Origin of the sequence: Paraburkholderia bannensis NBRC 103871 (assembly GCF_000685015.1) — a bacterium.
Taxonomy (GTDB): domain Bacteria; phylum Pseudomonadota; class Gammaproteobacteria; order Burkholderiales; family Burkholderiaceae; genus Paraburkholderia; species Paraburkholderia bannensis.
This window is the reverse complement of record NZ_BAYA01000055.1, coordinates 15,845-34,373: the sequence shown is the minus strand read 5'-3', so window position 1 is coordinate 34,373 and position 18,529 is coordinate 15,845. Positions and strand designations below refer to the sequence as shown.

General features: G+C 62.5%; 14 protein-coding genes and 2 pseudogenes. 6 read left to right on the top strand and 10 right to left on the bottom strand.

The annotated features are described in order from the left end of the window. Nucleotides 1-383: 383 nt before the first annotated feature. From BBA01S_RS38000 to BBA01S_RS37985, 4 genes are read right to left on the bottom strand one after another with little or no spacing between them, the layout of a single operon-like run. A complete protein-coding gene (locus BBA01S_RS38000) occupies nucleotides 384-1,451 on the bottom strand; it encodes an alkene reductase (RefSeq protein WP_027820970.1) in 1,068 nt (355 codons plus the stop codon). 46 nt (nucleotides 1,452-1,497) lie between these two features. Continuing rightward, nucleotides 1,498-2,286, bottom strand: a complete 789-nt coding sequence (locus BBA01S_RS37995; RefSeq protein ID WP_027820969.1) for an SDR family NAD(P)-dependent oxidoreductase — start codon at nucleotides 2,284-2,286, stop codon at nucleotides 1,498-1,500. A 53-nt stretch (nucleotides 2,287-2,339) separates the two neighbouring features. Further along, nucleotides 2,340-3,338: an NADP-dependent oxidoreductase gene (locus BBA01S_RS37990; protein ID WP_027820968.1), complete on the bottom strand. Its 999-nt coding sequence runs from the start codon at nucleotides 3,336-3,338 to the stop codon at nucleotides 2,340-2,342. A 44-nt stretch (nucleotides 3,339-3,382) separates the two neighbouring features. Next, on the bottom strand, nucleotides 3,383-4,333 hold the full coding sequence (locus tag BBA01S_RS37985; protein ID WP_084162797.1) for an alpha/beta fold hydrolase: 951 nt from the start codon (nucleotides 4,331-4,333) through the stop codon (nucleotides 3,383-3,385). Nucleotides 4,334-4,437: 104 nt separating this feature from the next. On the opposite strand from BBA01S_RS37985, the gene BBA01S_RS37980 reads away from it, so the two are divergent. Continuing rightward, nucleotides 4,438-4,881, top strand: a complete 444-nt coding sequence (locus tag BBA01S_RS37980; RefSeq protein ID WP_027820966.1) for a winged helix-turn-helix transcriptional regulator — start codon at nucleotides 4,438-4,440, stop codon at nucleotides 4,879-4,881. 785 nt (nucleotides 4,882-5,666) lie between these two features. Here BBA01S_RS37980 and BBA01S_RS44700 read toward each other — a convergent pair. Together BBA01S_RS44700 and BBA01S_RS37970 are read right to left on the bottom strand one after the other, a co-directional pair. Then, nucleotides 5,667-6,771, bottom strand: a pseudogene (locus BBA01S_RS44700) (type VI immunity family protein). 142 nt (nucleotides 6,772-6,913) lie between these two features. Further along, on the bottom strand, nucleotides 6,914-7,873 hold the full coding sequence (locus BBA01S_RS37970) for a helix-turn-helix domain-containing protein (protein ID WP_156966259.1): 960 nt from the start codon (nucleotides 7,871-7,873) through the stop codon (nucleotides 6,914-6,916). Nucleotides 7,874-8,849: 976 nt separating this feature from the next. Here BBA01S_RS37970 and BBA01S_RS37965 point away from each other — a divergent pair. From BBA01S_RS37965 to ligD, 3 genes and pseudogenes are all read left to right on the top strand, one after another. Then, a complete protein-coding gene (locus BBA01S_RS37965) occupies nucleotides 8,850-9,968 on the top strand; it encodes a sensor histidine kinase (protein ID WP_027820964.1) in 1,119 nt (372 codons plus the stop codon). A 315-nt stretch (nucleotides 9,969-10,283) separates the two neighbouring features. Beyond that, nucleotides 10,284-11,654, top strand: a pseudogene (locus BBA01S_RS48780) (DNA polymerase ligase N-terminal domain-containing protein); the annotation flags it as partial. Continuing rightward, the gene (ligD, locus tag BBA01S_RS48775; protein WP_322787854.1) at nucleotides 11,641-12,834 is read left to right on the top strand and encodes a DNA ligase D; all 1,194 of its coding nucleotides are present in this window, start codon (nucleotides 11,641-11,643) and stop codon (nucleotides 12,832-12,834) included. The pseudogene BBA01S_RS48780 and the gene ligD, both read left to right, overlap by 14 nt. A 60-nt stretch (nucleotides 12,835-12,894) precedes the next feature. Here the strand turns inward: ligD and BBA01S_RS37955 are convergent, their stop codons facing one another. The 3 genes from BBA01S_RS37955 to ku are packed head-to-tail and all read right to left on the bottom strand — an operon-like array spanning nucleotide 12,895 to nucleotide 15,178. Continuing rightward, nucleotides 12,895-13,335 (bottom strand): hypothetical protein, encoded by a 441-nt coding sequence (locus BBA01S_RS37955; RefSeq protein ID WP_156966258.1) that lies wholly within the window; start codon nucleotides 13,333-13,335, stop codon nucleotides 12,895-12,897. Then, the gene (locus BBA01S_RS37950) at nucleotides 13,317-14,267 is read right to left on the bottom strand and encodes a MerR family transcriptional regulator (RefSeq protein ID WP_027820962.1); all 951 of its coding nucleotides are present in this window, start codon (nucleotides 14,265-14,267) and stop codon (nucleotides 13,317-13,319) included. Before BBA01S_RS37950 ends, BBA01S_RS37955 begins: the two co-directional genes overlap by 19 nt. Beyond that, nucleotides 14,267-15,178, bottom strand: coding sequence for a non-homologous end joining protein Ku (gene ku, locus BBA01S_RS37945; RefSeq protein WP_027820961.1), 912 nt, complete (start codon nucleotides 15,176-15,178; stop codon nucleotides 14,267-14,269). The genes BBA01S_RS37950 and ku overlap by 1 nt, the downstream gene beginning before the upstream one ends. Nucleotides 15,179-15,370: 192 nt before the next feature. On the opposite strand from ku, the gene BBA01S_RS37940 reads away from it, so the two are divergent. Both BBA01S_RS37940 and BBA01S_RS37935 read left to right on the top strand, forming a co-directional pair. Further along, entirely contained in the window at nucleotides 15,371-15,613 is a 243-nt protein-coding gene (locus BBA01S_RS37940; protein WP_027820960.1) for a hypothetical protein, read from the top strand. After that, nucleotides 15,610-17,073 carry a UvrD-helicase domain-containing protein gene (locus tag BBA01S_RS37935; protein WP_027820959.1) on the top strand — a complete coding sequence of 488 codons (1,464 nt, stop codon included), beginning with the start codon at nucleotides 15,610-15,612 and terminating at the stop codon, nucleotides 17,071-17,073. Before BBA01S_RS37940 ends, BBA01S_RS37935 begins: the two co-directional genes overlap by 4 nt. A 205-nt stretch (nucleotides 17,074-17,278) precedes the next feature. On the opposite strand, the gene BBA01S_RS37930 is transcribed toward BBA01S_RS37935, so the two are convergent. Beyond that, nucleotides 17,279-18,310: a hypothetical protein gene (locus BBA01S_RS37930; protein ID WP_042298567.1), complete on the bottom strand. Its 1,032-nt coding sequence runs from the start codon at nucleotides 18,308-18,310 to the stop codon at nucleotides 17,279-17,281. Nucleotides 18,311-18,529 lie beyond the last annotated feature (219 nt).

Sequence of the window (18,529 nt, the reverse complement as noted above, 5' to 3'; positions counted from 1 at the left end):
CGATCGCGCGGGTTTTGACACACCCTCGGCCAGGAACGGTCGTTCGTGGTTAGAGACAACTGAATATTTGACCGACCGCTTCACCTCGGACAATGGACTCTCGTCAACGCCGCCAGTTTCCTTCTAGGGTCACGGATCTAAGTCTTTCCGTGGTTGAGCACGACGAAATTTCCGTCGGCCTCCCCAGCAATAGCCTTGGGCTCGATAGAGCTTTTGGGCACGTCGACAATCCAAACTCTGTTGAAATCCGCTGTTCGGAAAAACCAACATGCAGATCAATAAAGGAGCGTGTTTTTTCTATATCCGTTTGGGGCTGCGAGCTAATGCGCATCTCGCCGATCGTTAGCGATTCGGAGAAATGCGACTTCAGCCTCACGCTTTCATCAATAGTCGGTGTAGCCTTTTTCTCCCGGCGTATAGAAGGTCGAGGCGTCAGGTGATACCAGTTCCCGGCCTGACTTTAATTTGGATACAAGGTCTGGATTCGAGATGAACGGGCGTCCGAAAGCCACCAGGTCGCCACGTTGCGCGTTGAGGTCTGCGTCGGCACGTGCACGTTCATAGCCGCCGGAAAGAATGTAATGTCCTTTGAAGGCAGCGCGAATGTCTGCTTTCAGCGCCGGACTGACTTCAGGCGCGCCCATGGCGCTGTGATCTACGATGTGGATATAGAGCAGTCGCAGCGCATTCAGCGCCTCGATCAGGCCGAGGTACAGAGCGTCCATTTCTGCGTCCGGCGCCATAGCGTTAAATACGCCATAGGGCGAGATACGCATTCCGACGCGCTCGGCGCCAATGGCGGCGACGGTGGCTTTCGCGACTTCGACTGCGAAGCGGATGCGGTTCTCGACCGAGCCACCCCAGCGATCATCGCGCCGATTAGAGGCGGTGTTGAGGAACTGGTCGATCAGGTAGCCGTTCGCGGCATGCAACTCGACGCCGTCGAAGCCCGCCTGCATGGCCAGTCTGGCCGAGGCCGCATATTCGGCAATGCTCTCGGCAATATCCGCTTCACTCATTGCCTGCGGCACCGGATGCGGTTGCATGCCATGCGCATCGGTCCACATATCGCCGGGCAGAGCGACCGCCGAGGGAGCAAGGATGCGGGCACCGGGCGGCAGGTTTGCCGGGTGCGTGACGCGTCCGGTGTGCATCAATTGCACAAAGACCCTGCCGCCGGCCTGATGGACGCCATCGGTCACGTGACGCCATCCCTGTGCATGCGCTTCGTTGAAGAGTCCGGGAATGCGCGCGTAACCCAGACCGTTGGGTGAGGGCGAGGTGCCTTCGGTGATGATCAGACCGGCCTGCGCGCGCTGGCGGTAGTACTGCACCATCAGCGCATTGGGCATGTTGCCAATGGCGCGGCTGCGCGTCAGTGGTGCCATGACGATGCGATTTTTCAGCGACAGACTGCCGAGTTGGGTGGGGGAAAATAGTGTGCTGCTCATGAGGTTCTCTTATATGCAAAGGTCATGCTGGGATGGCGACGAGTGCTCAGGCTTGTAGTTGATAGCGCTCGGCCGCATGGGCTTGTCGAAGGTCCGACATCAGCCCCTGGCGCGCGGCTTCCAGCGCATCCCAGCGCTCGGCCACGTGCAGCGGCGGGATGGTGACCAACTCGCGACGGTCGAAGCCGACCAGTGCGGCATCGACCAACTCACCCACTTCCATCACCTCGGGCAGGGTGTTGACGTCGATGCCGGCGCGCGCCCAGATCTCGGTACGGGTCGACGCCGGCAACACGGCTTGCACGTAGACACCTCTGGATGACAGCTCCAAGTTCAGGCCCTGTGACAGAAAGAGCACGAAGGCCTTGGTGGCGCCGTAGATCGACATGCCGAACTCGGGCGCGAACCCCACCACCGAGCCGATGTTGACGATCGCGCCCGTGCCAGTCTGCGCGAAGCGCGGCGCGACCGCAGCGGCGAGCCGCGTCAGCGCGGTGACATTGAGCGTGATTAGACTTTGGACGGCCTCTGCGGATTGCGTCAGGAAGCCACCTGATTGCGCCATGCCGGCGTTGTTGATCAGGACGCCGATTTTCGCGTCGTCCCGCAGCCGGGTCTCGAGTGCGGACAGATCGGCGGGGTTTGTCAGGTCGGCCTGCAGCACCTCGACGGCCACATTGCTCTCTGCGCGCAGGCGTGCTGCCAAGCTATCCAGGCGCGACTTGTCGCGCGCAGCAAGAATAAGGTCATGGCCACGGCGGGCAAAACGCTCAGCGTAAGTGGCGCCGATGCCGCTGGAGGCGCCGGTGATGAGGACGGTCGGAAGGGTGGCCATGGGGGTTTCCTTTGCGTGGGTCGTTCTGGTTGGGGGAGTCAATACGGGGGGCATCACATCTGGACCACGACCTTGCCCCTGGATCGCCCTTGGGCAAGGTAATCAAGCGCTTCCTTTGCCTGCTCGAATGGAAACACCTTGTCGATCACCGGGCGGATGTGCTCCGCCTCGAGGAGACGACCGATTTCGTTGAGCTGCGCGCCATCGGGGCGCACGAAGTGAAACAGGTAGGAGACGTCACGCTTCCGAGCAAGGCGCACGATCTTGCGGCTCATCAGGCCGAACACGAACCTGAGGACAAAGTTCAGCCGCTTGGCTCGCGCGAATGCCGCGTCCAGCGGGCCCACGATGGAGACGATCTGGCTGCCAGGCTTAAGGATGTCGAGAGATTTCTCGATCGCATCCCCACGCACCGTGCCTAGCACCGCGTCGTAGTCGCGCAGCACTCTCTCGAATTCCTGCTTCTTGTAGTCGATGATCTCATCCGCGCCGAGGCTGCCGACCAACTCGACGTTGCCCGTGCTGGTGGTGGTCCCCACCTTCGCCCCAAAGTACTTCGCGAGTTGAATCGCGAAAGTGCCGATACCACCCGACCCCGCAGGGATGAACATCTTCTGGCCGGAGCGCAGCTTGAGGCGTTCCTTCAGCGCTTGCCATGAGGTGAGCCCGACCATTGGGATCGAGGCGGCTTGCACGAAGTCAAGATTGATCGGCTTCGGCGCGGCAGCGCTTTCCGGTACCACCGCGAATTCGGCAAGCGAGCCGGTGCCCAGGTCGAAGATGCTGGCGAAAACGGCGTCACCAGGCTTGAAGCGCGTCACCTTGCTCCCGACCTCAGTCACGACACCTGCCAGATCACTGCCTAGCGTGGCCGGAAGCCGGAAATGCAGAACGGGTTTGAACATCCCGGTCGGGATCATATTGTCGATCGGGTTGAGGCCGACGGCGCGGACCTGTACCAGGATCTCGTCGCCTTTCAGCGTGGGGCGTGGAACATCGGCAAACCCAATTTCGGGCGACTTGCCATAGCGTTTGAAGGTGAGTGCTTTCATGGTTTGGTTTTTCATTTCCGGTCTTTCATTCCCGTTTGACGAGATTAGTCAGCGAGGAAGTCCAGCACCGCAGGCACAAAGGCGCGGTGGTGCTGAAACACCCCCCCGTGCCCGGAATCCAGGTAGATCGTGAGCTGGGCATTCGGCAGGCGGCGAGCCATGTCGACCGACAGGCTGCTATCAACCATGAGGTCACAGTCTCCATTCGCGACAAAAACGGGGTGGGTGATCGCCGAGAGATCGTCGGGGGCGCTGAGGCCCGCGTTCTTGATTGCCTTCAACTGCGCGATTCGCGCCTGCAGGGAAATGGGCTTGTCCCGGTTTTCCGTGCGCTCCTTCAGGCGCGAGAAATAGTCTTCCGCGGCGCGCTTTCCTTCGGGGTTACGGGGGAAGAACAGGAAGTTCCTCGGGTCGCTCAGTGTCAGTGCCGCTTTGACATACGCCAGGGCCGCAATCCGGTTGATCCTGTCGATCCCGCCGCCGCCGCGGGGCCCGGTTCCCGCGAGCACGATCCGGCGCACGAGCTCGGGCGCCTGCAAAGCGACCATCTGCGCAACGGCCCCGCCCATCGAGAAGCCGAGCAGATCGACCTTCTCGAGGCCCAATGCCCGAATGAAGGCGATAGCGTCCCGCCCCATTTCCTCGACGGTATGCGGCACCGAGCCACCCGAAGCACCGACGCCGCGGTTGTCGAAGGCGATAACCCGGTGCCATGCGGCGATGCCGTCGATGACACGCGGGTCCCAGTCATCGAGCACGGCCATCAAGTGATGCAAGAAGACCACCGGCACACCAGCATCGGTGCCGAGTTCCCGATAGACGAAGGGCACCCCGCTAACATCAATCCTCCGGGTCGGCGCGTCTTTCCATCTCACCGCGCCCAACTGCCGCACTGGCGCATCGACGGGAGCACCCTTCCGAGCCCCTGCTGCGGCGCCGTCGATGCCTGAAGTGGCGCTTGTCGCCACGGGGATACCGATCGTGTTCTTGCCCATCAATGAAGTCTCCGTGCCGGGTGGATCGCTTGTCGTCGAGGTGTTAATATCATTTCGATACGAACAATACTACCAATTTAAAAGTTAGTCACTATCAAAATGATATGAACTGCAAAAATATTTCTGACGAGCCGTGCCCTATCGCGCGCAGCGTGGCTTTCGCGGGTGACGCGTGGTGTCTCCTGATCCTGCGCGACGCCCATGGCGGCCTGACGCGCTTCGATCAGTTCCGGAAAAGCCTCGGCATTGCGCCGACCATGCTGACCCGGCGATTGGCGATGCTGACGGAGGAGGGATTGCTGGAGAAACGGCGCTACTCGGAGCATCCGCCTCGCGAGGAGTACTTGCTGACCGAGGCCGGCCGCGATTTCCTGCCCGTGCTTTTCATCATTGGCGCATGGGGGCGCCAGCACCGAGGCGGAGGCAAACTGATCCGCTTCTTTGATGCCGAGAACGGAACAGAAATCAAGGCAGTGGCTGTGGATGAAGTGACCGGTGCCAAGATCGGGACGCGCCCGATCCGTATCGTCCCGCCTGAGGAGGGCTGACGCAGCGCGGCGTCGGAAACAGGAGGTCGTGCCCTAAAAACTGCTAGGCATTTGATTCGCAATGACTGTGTGGGCTGTTTGTGAAAGGGCTTACAGTCTGCTCGGCGACTTTGCGGCTTGTTTGGCGTTGCGGCTGTTATGAAAAAAAGCTACAACAGAGTGGCGCGATAACAAAACGCTTGAGGTCTCCCTGATCACCGCAGATTAGAGCGGTCAGGGCACATCGCTGGCGCTACAAACTTTGGGGGTAGCGCCTCCGCACGCTGGCTTGCTCATACGCACTTATCAAAGGTGTTTCAGCGCATCGGCTGCAATCGACTTCGATCGCAATCAACTCTCTCCCGCTACGGACTCACCTAAAGACCGCTGCCGCGCTTCGCTTGTCTTCTTGAACGGCGGTTGCGCACTCGAAACCAGCCGTCGTGCCGGAACGAGCGCGTATGCCCGATTTGGGTCGATATCGGAAGTTCGCAGAGAGCGGCGATGTGCTTGCTGGGTCGCGTCAGCGCTAATCTTTCGGCACCGGGCCGGGTGCCCGCCGCGTTGTGAGACATTTATCGTCGCAACGGTGTCACTTTTATTACGGTCTACGATGAACGGCTTCGAAAAGGCTGTGTCTCCGAAGCCAGAACGGGTCATTTAAGCGCTCTCTGGTAGAGGCACGGACTCGGCGCGACACCGCCGCTGCAGCCGCAGATGCTGGTCGGGCTTGTGCCCCTCAGTCGTGGCCGCAGTCGACGTAGCAACGGAGCGGGGCGTTGGTTTACGTCGCCCTTTATCAACCGTCAGCGTGTAAGCGGAGGAAGCTTCGCCGTCTTGTGCAACTCAATCCAATACGCGTTGAGCTTCTCAGGGGCGACAGAAAGTCTTTGCAGCCAGGCCTCGGTTGCCACGGTTGTGCTGAGCAACGGCTTTGTGCTGCTAACCGTCCCGTCCTGAAGGCTGGCAATCGTCTGGGCAACGATCGGGTGCAACGCTGTATTCAAAAGGACATAGGCGGGAGGCGGTGCAGGCGACTCGCCCTGGCCAGTTGCAACGCCAGTCTGCGGTTCGACGCCCGCCTGAATGATCAGGCCGCCATCTCCGAGGGGTGTCTTGCGAAACCAGTCGGGCGGCAACGACAACTGGCTCGCGCCGCCGACCCGTCGCACGAGCTCCGCATCAATCACGGTGAGCCAGTCGACCGTCTTAATGCGGTCGGTCAGATCGATGACATCGACGCGCATTGGATCCCCCACGTCGAGTCCTGGGCCGTACCGGCCGGCCCAAAAATATTCGCTTGCCTCGTTCGGTTGGGACGTTCACTGCATAGCCTCCGTGGCCGTGGACGGTCGGCAAACTCGTCACAAACGCCGCGAACAGGGTCTCAAAGACGCCGGGGCAGAACTTTAGAAATTGCCGCGGAACGCTGAAGCTGACCGCGTCGAGACTACGCCCGAATCCTGCTTCCCGTTCGCTTGCGCAAAGTACCGAGTGCTCAAAGAATCCGGTGGCGAGCTTGTGGTCTGCACTCGTTGTCGCGCACGACAGAGATTCGGTGGCCGATATGCGCCTGGCGAGTTCCGGGAAGCCCTTGGTTTTAGGGAAAGCCACTGGCGCTTCGTCATCGGCGTAGAACCACTCCATCGGCGAAACGTTGACCGGCGTGTTGCTGCTGGCCTTCGCGATCAGTTCTTCATAGGTCGAAATTGCGTCGATATAGCGCTGGTAGCACTGGACTAACGCGTCGCGAACGGACTCGGAAAATCCGTTTTTGAAATAGACCACGCCGCGCACGACGAGCGCGGCGCCGACTATGCCTTTCTGATAGGCGGGCTCGAACAGGCCAAAGGGCAAGGTGTCCTGGCGGCGCGGGTCGTTAGCCCAGGCGAGCAGTTGGTCTTTCGTCATGGCGCTCAGGAGAATGCGAGGCCGGGGGGGCGTCGGCAGGAGCGGCGAGAGTGGTGGAACATTGCCGCTCGCGTTGTTGCCGAACGCATCTTCAATTTCCGAATCCGCTTGCGTCGAACCAACCGCGAAGGGAGTTTGCAGCTCACAACGACGGGCGATTCATTGTTGAGTTCTGGCGCCGCCAAGTGCCGGGCGCGGTGCCGACTGCTTTCGAAAAAACGCGAGTGAAATGCGGCTGGTCGGAGAAACCACAGGCGTTGGCGATTTCGATGAGCGTGAGGGTCGTGTGTGCGAGCATGCCCTGCGCCTGGGCGATGCGTTGTGCGAGTTGCCACTGATATGGCGTGTAGCCCGTCGAGCCGCGAAACGCACGGATGAAGTAGCTCGCAGACAGACGGCATTCGGCGGCGATCGCTTTGACTGAAATGCCCGGAGGCGCGCCCGCGCCGTCGAGCAGCAGCTCCTTGGCGCGCGCTTCCTGCCAGCGCGACAGCGTCGCGTGCCGCTGGGCCGCGCCTCCACTCACGCCGCCGTAGCGCGCGACCAGATGTTGACCCATTGCCAGGCCGATCTGTTCGAGAAAGAGCGGACTGTGCGCTTCGGGATGGTCGAAGGCGGGCAGCAGCGCGCGGGCGAGATGGCCGAACACGTCGTCGCGCTGGCCGGTCACGCGCGAGAGCCCCATCACGCGGTGGCGCGAAGCATCGGCGCCCAGGCGCTCCAGCCACGCGCGCGGCACCTCCACGAGCACGAAGTCGAACGAGCCGGACAGGTCGGCGCGATAGTTGTCATCGAAATCGCGCACATAAAGCGCGTGTTCGCCGAAGTCGTGCGCGCTCGCCGCGCCGTTGCGCATGATGCGCCGCCGGTGGCCGCCTTGCAGCGACACGCCGACCAGAAAGCCGCGATCCTCCGCTGGCGTCTCGACCTGGCCGAAGATGCGATCGCGGGCATGTTTGCGGTGAAGGCTCAATTCGCCCGCATCCAGGTGCTGGCTCAGCGTGAGCCGCTCCAGCGAACAGCCGAAGCCATCGCGCGCAGGCGGGGCGCTCGGGGCGGAATGCGATGGGTATTTGCGCGGGGAAAGGATCTCTGAGGTCACGGACACGATCTCCGGGAGCGCCGATACCGGCGCGGCGAGTTTATCGCCTGCGATCTTGGGCGACTGAGCGGAAAGCAGTTCCGGTTTCGTCGCGTGACTTCGCTACAGCTATGTAAGCAATGCGGCCCAGCGCGACGCTGCCGTCTGACATCGCTTCGCTTTCGGACGCATAGCCCTTTTCGTTGTAAGCGACTACCTGAAATCCGCATCCGCGCTCGCGAGGCACGCAGATAGCCCAATGCCACGCGGCATCCTCGAAGAAAACGTGAAGTTTGGGCGGCCTTCCGTCGATTGAGCACTGCGGCGTGGACATAGCTGTCCTCATATTTTGCAGGTTCGGAGATCCAGTTTACCGGCCAAAGTGCTGCATCGCAACAATCGTATGGTGGAATCCGCCATGGATAAGCCGAAGTAGTTCGTATCAGGCCGATCGGAACCCTGGAAGATTGAAGCCGCGTATGCCAATTGCTACAGACAGATCGCGGGCCTGGAGCCGTCTGTCGAGAGGCATCGGCCCTGGACCGTCGACAAGCCGAACATTCCTGGATGGGTAGTTAGAACAAAATGCGCGTTATCTTCGCGCTGCTTGCGTTCCCGACCTGCAACGTTGCTTGGGCGGGCAACGACGTTCACATCATCCGGGAGGCTTTCTGGGGCGACGCGTCGCGTGCCAGAGTCACACTCGATCAGTTGAACTCGTTCCTCTGGTCCGACCCACAAGCGGCACACAATCCTGCGAACGGACTAACGGATTTTCTCGTAACAAATCCAAAAGGTGCGCGAGATCTCGTCAAGGGCGACCCTGGAACAAGGCTTATCGGGCGGACAACCAGAGCAACGTCCATCGCTGGCATGTGGATAATTTTCCATAAAGTAAACCGCATATGGGGTTCGATTAGACTGGCAACTGGCTGCGCGCCCGGTTGTCCCGGCACCGGTTTTTCGTATAGGCGCAACACTCATACCGGAGAACTGCATGAGCCTCGCCGATTTCATCGAATCAGATTTATCCGGCCTGATTGACGACTGGGCCGGTTATGCGCTCTCGCTCGGTCAGGACGATACCCAGCTGACCGAAAGCCAGTTGCGTAATTCGGCGGCTGACATCCTGACCGCGATTGCGACGGACATGCGCGAGACGCAGAGCGACGCGCAGCAGGAAGCTAAATCGCGCGGCGACAAGGTCGAGCCAAATTCCGCTTTCAACCGGGTCGCGCGTCTGCATGCGGAGGATCGCCTCTCGCACGGCTTCAGCATCAACGATGTGGTTGCGGAGTTCGGCTCGCTGCGCGCCACCGTGCTGCGCCGCTGGGGGAAAACGTCGTCCTCCGGTGCGGCGTTCCAGGAGATGATCCGGTTCAACGAGGCGATCGATCAGGTGCTCGCCGAGTCGGTACGCCACTACGCACAGCGCACTGAGCGTATCCGCGACCTGTTCGCCGGCGTACTCGCTCATGACCTGCGCTCCCCGATGGGCGCAATGCTGAATGCCGCCGAAGTAGTCTTGCATGACGAGGGTCTTTCCTCTGCCGGCGCCAGGGCGGTGGCCTTTGTTCAGCGTGGCGCCTTGCGGATGAAACAGATGATTGACGATCTGCTCATCTTTACGCGCACGCGGCTGGGCGACGCGCTGCCGGTCAGTTTCACTGCGCAGGATATGGGGCGGATCTGTCGCGATGCGGCAGACGAAGTGCGCGCGTCCTACCCGAACGCTGATATCGAGCTGCGTTTGGCCGGGGAACTCCGGGGTAGGTGGGATGGCAGCCAGCTCAGCCAGCTGCTGGTCAATCTGCTGACGAATGCTGTTCGCTACGGAACAGGTTCCATAGTTGTCGAAGCCGCCGGTCATGATGGCCAAATGACACTGGCCGTATCGAACGAAGGCAACCCGATCCCGGAACGCGCGCTGCCCACGCTGTTCGACCCGCTAACCCGTGCTGGCCCGTCCGATCGGCGTGGTACAGCGGCTGGCATGGGGCTAGGTCTGTACATTTGCCGCTGCATTGCTAGCGCGCACCAGGGGACGATAGGGGTTGCCTCCTCAGAAAACGGTACCCGCTTCACCGTCTGCCTGCCGTGCTCGCCAGCAGGTTGAAGGTCGCATTCACTCAACTGGCTTGAGAGTTATGCCGCGGCCGACAGTTGCGGCACACGCCTTGCGTCTCGCAAGCGCGTGTTGCAGCCTCGAAAGCAAACCTGTCCGAAACAACGCCAGCGAGACGAGATCGTGAAAGTGAGCGGAATCTTCCGGGTCGTTCACGTGTGCGACGAAGAGCGTTCCTGCGGGATGACGTGCCTTACGGCAGCGCATTGCCAGTCGACCGGTAGTGACAAGGGGACGCCTTTTGAACTGCGCAACGGGACGACTTATTCGCCCGGGCACAGCGGACTCGGCCCCGAGGACTGAGTGATGGGCACAATCAGGCGCGCTTCTTCTCGGTCTACGGCGACCGACGCTGCAGCCGATCGCGACGGCCCGCTCGCCCGATACTCACGCAGGCGAAACTTCGACGCCACGCCCGAGCCTGTCGCCCCCAAAAAAACGGCGCGCGGTCGACGCGCGGCGCCGTCCTTTGTGATCCAGAAACACTGGGCGAGCCACCTGCACTACGACTTCCGGCTCGAAGCCGATGGCGTGCTGCTGTCCTGGGCGGTACCGAAGGGGCCGTGCTTCGACCCGAAGGTCAAGCGCATGGCGGTGCATGTGGAGGATCATCCCCTCGACTACGCCAGCTTTGAGGGCACCATCCCCGAAAAATAGTATGGCGCGGGCACCGTCATTGTCTGGGACCGGGGCACCTGGGAGCCGCAGGGCGATCCAGAAGGCGGCATGAAATCGGGAAAACTCGTTTTCCGCCTTCATGGCGAAAAGCTCGCGGGCCTCTGGGAGCTGGTTCGAATCGCCAAACCGGGCGACCGGCAAGACCAATGGCTCCTGTTCAAGAAGCGCGACGAATGGGCAAGACCGCTTTCCGGGTACGACGTCGTCAAGGCGCTGCCAGATAGCGTCGTCGCGCATCCGTTGGGACTGCTTGAAGAGCGGGAGCCGAAGATACCAGTATCTGAATCCGCCGACCCGGCACCCGCAGACCTTTCTGCGGCCGTGCGCGCGCCGCTTCCCGCGAAGCTCGAGCCGCAGCTTGCGACGCTGGCGTCGTCGTTACCAACGGCCGGCGACTGGATTACCGAGACGAAGCTCGACGGCTACCGGCTTCTCGCCCGGATCGAGAAGGGGGACGTTCGGCTCCTTACGCGCGGCGGTCATGACTGGGCGGCGCGTTTTCCCGTGCTCGTCGACGAACTCAAGGCGCTGGCGCTCCCGGGGGCGTGGCTGGATGGCGAGATCGTCATGCTGAAGAACGGCCTGCCGAGCTTTTCTGCACTCCAGAACGCGATGGACGCGCGCACCAGTCAGGACATCGTCTATTTCCTGTTCGACCTGATGTTTGTCGACGGTATGGATCTCCGGAAGGTGCCGCTGTGGGCGCGCCGCGCGCGGCTCTCGGAGGTACTGGAAAACGCGGGCGAGCATCTGCGCCTGAGCGAGGCGTTCGACGCGCCCGCCGCGGCGGTGTTCGAGGCCGCCGCCAGTCTGGGACTCGAAGGGCTGATGCTCAAGCGACGCGATGCGCCGTACGAATCGGGGCGCACACAGTCGTGGCTGAAGGCCAAGGCGCGTCTGCGCCAGGAGCTGGTCATCTGCGGCTTTACTGCCCGCGGGAGCAAGGACGGCGAGATCGGCAGCCTCCAGCTGGGCTATTACGACGATGCGGGGAAGCTGCATGACGCGGGCAGCGTCGGCACCGGCTGGGATTCCCGCACCGCGCGCGACATATTGGGATCGCCTCGCCCCGCTGGAAATCCAGTCGTCGCCGTTCGACGTCACCGCGGCGAAGGCACGCCGCTGGTCGCGCCGCGCCACAGGCACACAGCGGTGGGTCGAGCCGCGGCTGGTTGCCGAAGTGGCGTTCGCCGGGTGGACAGCGGACGGCGTCGTGCGCCAGGCATCGTTCAAGGGACTGCGCCTGGACAAGCCGGCGACGGCGGTTGTGCGGGAGGGCGGCAAGACGAGCGCGCCGGTACTGCCGCCCTCGTTGAGGATCACCCACCCGGAGCGGGTCGTCGATGCAACGGCGGCGATCACCAAGGCCGACCTCGTTCACTATTACGCGAGCGTGGCCGAGCGCATCCTGCCGCACCTTAAGGACAGGCCCGTGGCGCTGGTGCGCGCGCCATCGGGGATCAGCGGCGAACTATTCTTCCAGAAACACGCCGAGCGAACCGCCATGCCGGGCGTGACGTTGCACGATCGCCGGTTGTGGCTCGAACATCCTGCGCTGCTTTCGATCGATACGGCCGAAGCACTGCTGTCGGCGGCCCAGATGAACACCGTCGAATTTCATACCTGGAACTCGACGGTCGCACGCATCGAGCGTCCTGACAGGGTGATTTTCGACCTTGACCCGGGCGAGGGCGTGAAGTGGGCGCATGTTCAGGAAGCGACGCTGCTGGTGCAGACGCTGCTCGGCGAGCTTGAACTGAAAGCGTGGCTGAAGACGAGCGGAGGCAAGGGCCTGCATATCGTCGTGCCGCTCGCGCCGCGTCTGGGATACGACGCGGTGAAAGCGTTTTCGCAGAAGTTTGTCCGGCATCTCGCACAGACCATCCCCCAGCGCTTCTCGGCGACATCGGGGCCATCGAACCGGATCGGCAAGGTCTACGCCGACTATCTGCGCAACGGAATCGGCCAGACGACGGCGGCCGCGTTTTCTGCGCGGGCGAGGGCGGGCATGGGCGTGTCGATGCCCGTAGCGTGGGAGCAACTGCCTGAACTCAAAGGCGGTGCCCAGTGGAACGTGCAGACGGCGCGCGAGTACCTGAGCTTTCAGCCGACGGATCCATGGGCCGAATACTGGTCGACAGCCCAGACGCTGGCAGTGGCAACGAAGCGTCTCAGATAGCGCGCCGCTCCTCACCGGCAGCCCGATACCGTATTCCGTGCGTACTCGCGGGACAGTTCGTCAGTGGCCCGCGTCCGATGTGGACGACCCGCTTATATGTGCTGTTCGCCGCGAAGCCGCAGCGAGCACGTCGTGAAGATCGGGGTAAGTTGCGCCGGACGTACCCGCGAGATGCGCGAGGGCCGCCAGTGCGTGATCGTACATGCCGTTGTCCAGGCTGTTCTGGAGTGGCGCGCACCCTTCGATCTCCGGGTGCCCGGCGATGGCTTCCTCCCATGCGCCATCCATTGCGTCACGCAGTTCGCCATAGGTATTTGCGAGATTGATCGCAGCGATGCGTTGGCTTAGCGTCATGACTGGATGTCCTGATTCACGTTGTGACGGATCTTCATGATTTACCCCGTCGCGCTTCAACCCCGATGAAGTGCGACTTTTGTGCCGGCCGACGCCGGCACTTTTTTTCGCGCGCGGCGCCGGAACATTTACGACGAGCGTCGCCATGCACTCAGTTGCCGGATGACTGCGCGTGCATCACCCTTGAGCTTGCCCATCAACGCCTCCAGGTGACGCATGGCTTCGTCGTGGTTCGGGTTGATCTGAAGGCAGCGGATGCAGGCCAGTGCAGCGGCGTTGAATTCGCCAAATTGTTCGAGCATCGAGGCATGGCCGAAGGCCGCATCTTCGCTATGAGGGTTCAGCTCGAGGCAGCGCAGATAGCCGCGCGCAGCCTCGCGCAACTGGCCCGCCTGTTCAAGCAGCACCGCGCGGTTGTAATGCAACAGCTCTGCATCCTCGAAATGCGTCAGCGCCTCTTCGAAGACCGTCAGCGCATCCGCGCAACGATCGTCACTGCTGGCGAGCAGCGCACCGAGGTTCGCGTACGCGTGATAGTGCGGCTGCGGCGAAAGCGCGATGGCCTTTCGGTACGCGCGCTCCGCGCCCCTGGGATTGATCTCGTGCAGCCTTTCTGCATCCTCGAACCAGTTCGCCGCCTGCCTCGCGCGATCCTGAAGAGCGGCCTGTGAAGTGTCCATCCGGCTGACGGGATTCCGGGTTTCGGGATTGCCGGAATCGCCGAAATCCAGCAGCAGTTGCCCGGAGTTTGCGTCCCACTGGGTTGCGCCCGTGCGCACGGCGATCGTGTCGCCGACCGCGCTAATCCGAAGGCCCGAAAGCGGTGTGCTGTCGGGTAGCTCGCTCTTCAGTCGCGCCAGTGCGCGTAATATCCGGCGCCCCGGAATTCTCGCCGCCTTCAGTTGATAGGCTGTGCGAAGCAAAACGACATCGCGGAAGGAGAAGCGCAGTTCGTTCCGGTGTCCGCGTGTCGGCGTGACGAAGCCGGCATTGACCAGGCTCGACAGCACCCTGCGTGAGATGCCCAGCAGGGATTGCAGATCCCGGATCGAGTATCCGTGAACAGGGGCGTTGCGCATTACTTTCGGGCCCGTTTAGCCGGGGCGGCTGCTGGGGGCACTTCGGCGCGTTTGACCGCGCGGGTGCGCTTCGCGGCAGGAAGGGGCGACACCTCCGCGACCGTGGCCCTGCCTCCGGAAGCCTTCTTTTTTGCGCCGCCGGTCAAGCTTGCCCGCAACGCGTCCATGAGGTCGATGACCTGGCCACCAGAGGGCGCGCTTTCTTCTGCTGGCGCGACAATCTGCTGCCCCTCGATCTTTGCGTCGATCGCCGCGAGAACACGCTTTTGCTCGACGTTTTCATACTGGTCGGGGTCGTAACTGTCAGACTCGCCCTGCGCAATGATCTGAAGAGCAAGCTTCAGCTCGGCAGCGGAAACCGGGGCATGTTCGATGTCGAGATCCTTGAGCGAGCGGACTTCCGCGCTCCACAACAGCTGCTGGAACACCATCCCGTCGTCCGTCGCGCGGATCTGGACCATGCAGGTCTTGCCCTTGTTGTTCCAGCTGGCAAGCGCGCAGCGGCCACTCGCCTGAAGCGCGCGTTGCAGCAGGCTATACGGCTTGCCGCCGCGTTTGTCCGGCGCGATGAAGTACGCCTTGTCGTAGTAGAGCGGATCGACCGCCTTGTCGGGCACAAACGCCACGATCTCGACGAGGTGGCTGGGGCTTTCTTCGAGCGCCTTGAGTTCGTCCGGCGTGAAGACCACAAATTTCCCCTTCTCGAATTCGTAGCCCTTGGTCATTTCCGCCCGCTCGACCTTCTTGCCCGTGCTTTTGGACACGTACTGCTGTTCGAGGCGGGAGCCGTCGGGCGCGAGCAGGTGGAACCGGATCGTGGCGGAGCTTTCCGTCGCGCTGAACAGGCGCACGGGTATCGACACGAGGCCGAAGCTCAACGAAAGGGAGGCAATGGATCGGGCGGCGGCCATGGCTGCTTCCTCGAGGGGTGGAGCAGGCTCCAGACAGAAATGTGACGCGGCGGGCAATCCGTGCCCCGCCAGTTCAGGTTAGCAGGTTCGCGATCCTGCGCCATGACTGACGCGCGAGCAGAAAACGTGCCGTTCCCTGCGCGCAGGGCCGTGCGAGAATTCCGCATTCGTCTTTGCCCTGAAGGAACCGCAATGCCGATCGACCCGACGGAACTCGAAATGGCCACGCTGCAGGCCGAGAAAGGCCTGCTCATCTATGAACTGCGGGCGGCTCATCACATCATCCGTAACGCCCTGGCGGTCATGACGTCTGAGCAGCAGATTGCCTGGGGCGAAATGAACGCGCGAGACGGCGTCGACGGCGAGGGCGCGACCCGGGCCGCCGAGCGTGATGCCTTACTGGCCAAGCCGCGCATGGTGGTCGGATCCGCATGACCGGAGCATTCGCGCCGACGGCGGAACAGACAGTCGCACTGGAGGCTGCCCGGCGCGGCGGCAACCTCAAGATCAAGGCGTACGCGGGGGCAGGCAAGACCTCGACTCTCGGGCTGATCGCACAGGGGCTTGAGGGGCGTCGCGGCCTCTACCTCGCATTCAATCGCGCCATCGCAGACGCCGCCGCGCGCCGGTTTCCGGCGCACGTTGCCTCGCGCACCATGCACGCCCATGCCTGGGCGGCAGTCAGTGCGGCGCTCAGGAACCGGGGCAGTCTGGAACCCGAGCCGCCCCATGTGCTGGCCGCGCGTTTCGGCATTGGGCCGATCGAGGCACGCACGGTGACCGGTCGTCGGGCCGAACTCCTGCCGTTCGAGACGGGCCGTCTGATTGCCGACGCGCTGGGACGCTTCTGCCGTTCGGCCGACGCGGAGCCGGGCGTGCACCACCTGGTGGTCGATGAGAAGCTTGACGAGGCATTCAGCGCTGAACTGCGAGCCTGGTTGTTGCCCGCGGTTCGCCGGCTGTGGGAGGAATGTGCGGCGCCGGTCTCGCGCAGCGCCGTGTCACCGGACGTGGTGCTCAAGCTGTGGGCGATGTCCGGGCCTCGTATCGAGGCCGACTATATCCTGTTCGACGAGGCGCAGGACAGCGACGCCGTCATGCTGTCGGTGCTTGCCCAGCAACGCCACGCACAGGTGATTTACGTGGGCGACCCGTATCAGCAGATCTATGAGTGGCGGGGCGCCGTCAACGCGATGTCGCAGATTGCTGCCCTCGAATGCGCACTCACCGAATCGTTCCGGTTCGGCTCGACCATCGCGGCGCTGGCGAGCCGACTGCTTGCGCGCCTGGGCGAGCCGGTGCCGCTGCGCGGGCAGAACGCCATCGGCTCGATGCTGGTCGAGGATCCTTCGCTCGCGCCGCCGGTCGATGCGGTGCTGTGCCGCAAGAACGTGACGGCGATCTGGCAACTGGCAGCGGGACTTGAAGCGGGCCACCGGCCGGCCATTCGCATGAGTCCGCTGGAAATTACCGCGTTCGCCGATGGCGCGGATCTTCTGCTCGCCGGGCAGCGCGCATTCAAGCCCGCGGCGTTTTCCCTGTTTGAGAACTGGGCCGATGCGCAGGCGTTCGCGCGCACGCCCTTCGGCCAGGATCTGCTGCCGCTGGTGCAGATCGTCGACGAGCTCGGAACCGGCTATCTGCGAGCGCTCGCGCAGCACAGTGCTTCCGGCCAGCCGGCAGACTACGTGATTTCCACGGTGCATCGGGCCAAGGGGCTGGAGTGGAAGCGGGTGAGGGTGGCGAACGACTTTCGCTTTCGCGGCGCCGATGGCAGTCCCGTGCCGGACGATGATGAAATCCGGCTGCTTTATGTCGCGCTGACGCGCGCGCAGCATGTGCTGGATATTTCGGAGATGCGCGACGAACTGGTGCGTCTCGTTGCGCGTCGGTGAGGATCGGGTCGGGTTTGGGTCGGGTGCCTGACAGTCGCACCGCGGAAAACGTGCTCTGGAAAAGAAAAAGCCCACCAACTCGGGCGGGCTGAATCCATATCAGGAGGAGACATGGAGGAGACAAACCAATTCTAGGGTTTTCCCTGATCTTTCGCAAGTGCCTTCCCGGGACGTCCGTCGCCGGTACGCCACGGCTTGCGAAACTTCAGGGATTACACGGCATCCTGGCAGTTTCGTACCGCCGCTGCCGGCGCGTTGGTTCGGTTGTGATCTGCGAGTGAAAGTGACATTGCGCGCACCAGTTGCCGGATGTGATCTGGCGGGGCCGTGACCACCAGCGATGGCCCTTTGCACACTCCCACTCGAGCTTCGTTCCGTTGTCGATGTAGGCATCCGAAAGACAGCTACCGCCGCGCGCGTTCGCGAGCGCCCGCATGCTTTGCAGGCCGCGCGTCTGCCGCTCGTTGCGCCTGCACGTGGCACACCAGCCGCCGGCGAGTATCTGGGCACCACGCATGAACCACTCGTGCCCGTGCCTGCACCTGAACCCGTATTCGTGTTTGACGCCGATGTAGCTGTCCGACAGGCACACGCCGCCGCGGTCCTTCGCCGCCTGCTGAAGTTCAGCCATGCCGTTGGGCCGACGCCTGCGCTCGAAGAAACACCGCGGGCACCAGGCCTTTCGCATGATCTCGATGCCGGCCACTTCCCATTCATGGCCCTGGCCACAGCGAAACCGGTACTTCGCCGTCCTGCCGTTATAGACATCGGACAGGCATTCGCCACCGCGTTGCCGCGCGCGATCCTGGATCGGCTTCAGCCCGCCCTGACGTCGGCGCTTCTCCGCCCGCTTGTGCGCTGAGCATCGCGCGCACCAATGCCCATCCAGCACGGATGCAGCCGAGGCCTCGAACCGGTGACCGGCAGCGCACCGCAGGCGGTATTTCGCCGACTTGCCGCGGTATCGCCTGCTCAGACATTCGCCCCCCGCTGCCCTCGCGGTCTCGTGCAGGCGCTCCAGTGTTTGCGCTGTCCAGCAACGCTCACAGACCAGCGTATCCCGTTGCCCCCGCAAACGACGCATCAGGCTCGCTCCGGACTGGGAAGCAACATGGCCGTGCGCGCAACGGTATCGGTGCTGCTCCGACACGCCGCGCCAGGCGCTTTCCAGCAGGGTAAATCCGTCGGCGGCCAGATAGGCCCGAACTCTTGCAAATCGTTCAGCGCGCGTTGTCATGCGAATCGCATCACGGGTTGAATGGAAGGACGGTTAAAAGCGAGGCGGGAATCCGCGATGGGAAGAATGCTCGCAATGAAAGTATTTTGAAAACACATCCCGCATTAAATCCGGATCGTCGCTGATAATAATTAGAAAACTCATTCTCTCATGGTGCGAGCGCAGAATGGCTTTGATATTATTCGCGAATTAAAGACCGGCATGAGTTCACGGATTGGC

Bases quoted from the DNA above. Each gene is read 5' to 3' on its own strand.
- BBA01S_RS38000 (WP_027820970.1), bottom strand. From the start codon at position 1,451: ATGAGCAGCACACTATTTTCCCCCACCCAACTCGGCAGTCTGTCGCTG.
- BBA01S_RS37950 (WP_027820962.1), bottom strand. From the start codon at position 14,267: ATGCGCAACGCCCCTGTTCACGGATACTCGATCCGGGATCTGCAATCC.
- BBA01S_RS37965 (WP_027820964.1), top strand. From the start codon at position 8,850: ATGAGCCTCGCCGATTTCATCGAATCAGATTTATCCGGCCTGATTGAC.
- ligD (WP_322787854.1), top strand. From the start codon at position 11,641: ATGCGGGGAAGCTGCATGACGCGGGCAGCGTCGGCACCGGCTGGGATT.
- BBA01S_RS37980 (WP_027820966.1), top strand. From the start codon at position 4,438: ATGAACTGCAAAAATATTTCTGACGAGCCGTGCCCTATCGCGCGCAGC.
- BBA01S_RS37940 (WP_027820960.1), top strand. From the start codon at position 15,371: ATGCCGATCGACCCGACGGAACTCGAAATGGCCACGCTGCAGGCCGAG.
- BBA01S_RS37930 (WP_042298567.1), bottom strand. From the start codon at position 18,310: ATGACAACGCGCGCTGAACGATTTGCAAGAGTTCGGGCCTATCTGGCC.
- BBA01S_RS37990 (WP_027820968.1), bottom strand. From the start codon at position 3,338: ATGAAAGCACTCACCTTCAAACGCTATGGCAAGTCGCCCGAAATTGGG.
- ku (WP_027820961.1), bottom strand. From the start codon at position 15,178: ATGGCCGCCGCCCGATCCATTGCCTCCCTTTCGTTGAGCTTCGGCCTC.
- BBA01S_RS37935 (WP_027820959.1), top strand. From the start codon at position 15,610: ATGACCGGAGCATTCGCGCCGACGGCGGAACAGACAGTCGCACTGGAG.
- BBA01S_RS37985 (WP_084162797.1), bottom strand. From the start codon at position 4,333: ATGGGCAAGAACACGATCGGTATCCCCGTGGCGACAAGCGCCACTTCA.
- BBA01S_RS37995 (WP_027820969.1), bottom strand. From the start codon at position 2,286: ATGGCCACCCTTCCGACCGTCCTCATCACCGGCGCCTCCAGCGGCATC.
- BBA01S_RS37955 (WP_156966258.1), bottom strand. From the start codon at position 13,335: ATGGCGACGCTCGTCGTAAATGTTCCGGCGCCGCGCGCGAAAAAAAGT.